We start from the raw sequence: 2,435 nt of genomic DNA on the forward strand, positions 1-2,435 counted from the left end.
CCGTCCAATCTCCGCCAAGCATGCTCAAGCTTCACGATTTTTGCAACAGAGCCGGTCGATCTGCAACGCGATGCGCTCACGGCCGCTGGTGTCGATCAACGGCACCTCTACTCCGACAAGGCTTCCGGTGCGCGCGACGATCGCGCCGGCCTGAAAGCCTGCCTCGACTACATGAACGCCGGCGACACGCTGGTTGTCTGGAAGCTCGATCGGCTCGGCCGCTCGCTGCCGCACCTGCTGGCGATCGTCACCGACCTCAAGGAACGCGGCATCGCCTTCCGGTCGCTGACCGAACAGATGGATACCACCACGCCGCATGGCGAGTTGCTGTTCTCGCTGTTCGGCGCGCTCGCCCAATACGAGCGAGCGTTGACGCGGGAGCGGATCATGGCGGGCCTGGCCGCCGCAAAGCGGCGGGGCCGACAAGGTGGACGACCGCCGACGATCGCCGCGGAAAAGATGCAGTTGATAGTTGCCGCTCTGTCCAATGGGGCCAGCAAAGCGTCGGTTTCTCGCACGTTCAGCGTGCCGCGATCAACATTGACGGACACGTTGGAGCGGATCGGGTGGTCAGCGCCGGTCAAGGATACGCCTTGAATAACGACAAAAATATAATTATATTCCCGTCATGTTATCCATGCGCTTTTCCTGGCACCCAGCCAAAGCCGAGAGCAATCTGAGAAAGCATGGCATCAGTTTCGAGACGGCCGCCAGCGCCTTCGCAGACCCCTTTGCGCTTAGCGTGCATGATCGGATCGAAGGCGGCGAGCAACGATGGCAGACCTTGGGCCTGGTCGAAGGACATTTACTCCTGCTGGTGGCCCACACCGTCGCTGAGGATGACGACGACGGCGAATATGTGGAGATCATCCATATCATTTCGGCCCGAAAAGCCGATCGAAAGGAAAGACGACGTTATGAAGAAGAAAGACGCTGATACCGTCCGCTTCCAGCTCGATCCGGGCAATCTGCCCCCCTTGACCGAGGCACAGAAGGCCGAGCTGGATGCCCTGCAGGCGATGCCGGATAGCGGTATCGACTATAGTGATGCCCCGACGCTGACAGAGGATTTCTGGAAGACCGCCGAGCGTGGACGGTTCTATAAGCCGATCAAGCAGCAGGTAACGGCGCGGCTCGACGCCGATGTGCTTGCTTGGCTCAAATCCCAGGGCAAGGGCTATCAGGCTCGCATGAACGCAATCCTTCGGCGCGAGATGTTGGCGGCTGCGAAGGAGCGCCGACACGCTTGACGTGCAGGCCGCAGATGGATGCCGCTTTCACGGCCGGGAGTAACCCGGCCCGGCGTAGGCGCGCGAAGCCGCCAGAGTTGCGGCAATCATGTGTTTTTCGCTATGCTCTTTCTTCTAAAATAGCGACCGGTGAAAAATCCGATCCACGCAATTGCTGGAACAAGCCAAGGCCAAAAGGAAGATAAGAGTAGAATCATGTCGCCCCAGCGGCTCCGAGCAATAGCGTTAATGCAGTCGATCCCAATGTTATCGGAGTAGCGACAAATATTCCGAATTTTTGGTTTGCAAATGATACGAGCGAACAGACCAGTAAGATCACGAATATATCTGGCCAAAATTCACCCAACATACGTATCACGTTGTCTTTCTCCACGAACAGCCATCTACATGCGGCGCACTGCAACCCTAAGTCCAAGAAATCCGTCAAGTAACGAAATTTTGTTAAGAGTCTGTCTTGAATCTCATGGGTAACGAGCGATGCGTCGGATGAGGACGATGGCAGCGGCGGCATAGAGGAGCGCGGTTGCGGATTTGATGGTCCGCTCGAAGTCTTTGGCCAGACGGCGATTGCGGTTGATCCATGCGAAGGTGCGTTCGACGATCCATCGTCTGGGATGGACGACGAAGCCGGTCTGATCGGCGAATTTGCGGACGATTTCGATCGTAATGGAGGTGGCGTCCCGGACGCGATCGCTGTTGTAGGCGCTGTCGGCATAGGCGCGCGCGACGAAGGGATGCCGCTGGTGAGACTGCTGGAGCAAGGGCACCGCGCCATCGCGGTCCTGCACATCGGCAGGATGGACCAGTATGATAAGGGCGCGACCATCGGTATCGACCATTGCATGGCGTTTGCGTCCCATGGTCTTCTTGCCTGCGTCGTAACCACGAGGTCCGCCTGCTTCGGTGGTCTTCACGCTCTGGCTGTCGATGACTGCCGCGGATGGTGCTGGTTCTCGCCCTGTCCGGATGCGATCGATCCGAACGAGATGATGATTGAGGCTTTCGAATACCCCATCGTCGCGCAAGGTGCAGAACCACTGGTATACCGTGCGCCATGGCGGAAAACTGTCGGGCAAAAGCCGCCAGGGACATCCTGCCCGTAGCAGATAGAAAATGGCTTCGACGATTTCGGGGTGACTACACGAAAGTGACGTATCTGCACGCTAAGAGCGAACAAATCCGGTA

Annotated in this window: 3 protein-coding genes and 1 pseudogene; 3 read left to right on the forward strand and 1 reads right to left on the reverse strand. The window is 57.9% G+C overall.

Going from position 1 to position 2,435, the window contains the following annotated elements:
- Nucleotides 1-60: 60 nt before the first annotated feature.
- The 3 genes from SPHS8_RS20230 to SPHS8_RS20240 are packed head-to-tail and all read left to right on the forward strand — an operon-like array spanning nt 61 to nt 1,250.
- Nucleotides 61-597: a recombinase family protein gene (locus SPHS8_RS20230; RefSeq protein WP_051184012.1), complete on the forward strand. Its 537-nt coding sequence runs from the start codon at nt 61-63 to the stop codon at nt 595-597.
- A gap of 40 nt (nt 598-637) precedes the next feature.
- Nucleotides 638-937: a BrnT family toxin gene (locus SPHS8_RS20235; RefSeq protein ID WP_013041561.1), complete on the forward strand. Its 300-nt coding sequence runs from the start codon at nt 638-640 to the stop codon at nt 935-937.
- Nucleotides 918-1,250 (forward strand): BrnA antitoxin family protein, encoded by a 333-nt coding sequence (locus SPHS8_RS20240; RefSeq protein ID WP_007682049.1) that lies wholly within the window; start codon nt 918-920, stop codon nt 1,248-1,250. The genes SPHS8_RS20235 and SPHS8_RS20240 overlap by 20 nt, the downstream gene beginning before the upstream one ends.
- Nucleotides 1,251-1,711: 461 nt before the next feature.
- Here the strand turns inward: SPHS8_RS20240 and SPHS8_RS20245 are convergent.
- Nucleotides 1,712-2,380: pseudogene (locus SPHS8_RS20245) on the reverse strand (IS5 family transposase); the annotation flags it as partial.
- Nucleotides 2,381-2,435: the final 55 nt, after the last annotated feature.

The sequence above is a fragment of the Sphingobium sp. S6 genome, assembly GCF_905120495.1.
GTDB classification, from domain to species: domain Bacteria; phylum Pseudomonadota; class Alphaproteobacteria; order Sphingomonadales; family Sphingomonadaceae; genus Sphingobium; species Sphingobium agri.

Excerpts from the sequence above, each read along its gene's own strand:
- SPHS8_RS20235 (WP_013041561.1), top strand. The coding sequence starts at position 638 with ATGCGCTTTTCCTGGCACCCAGCCAAAGCCGAGAGCAATCTGAGAAAG.
- SPHS8_RS20240 (WP_007682049.1), top strand. The coding sequence starts at position 918 with ATGAAGAAGAAAGACGCTGATACCGTCCGCTTCCAGCTCGATCCGGGC.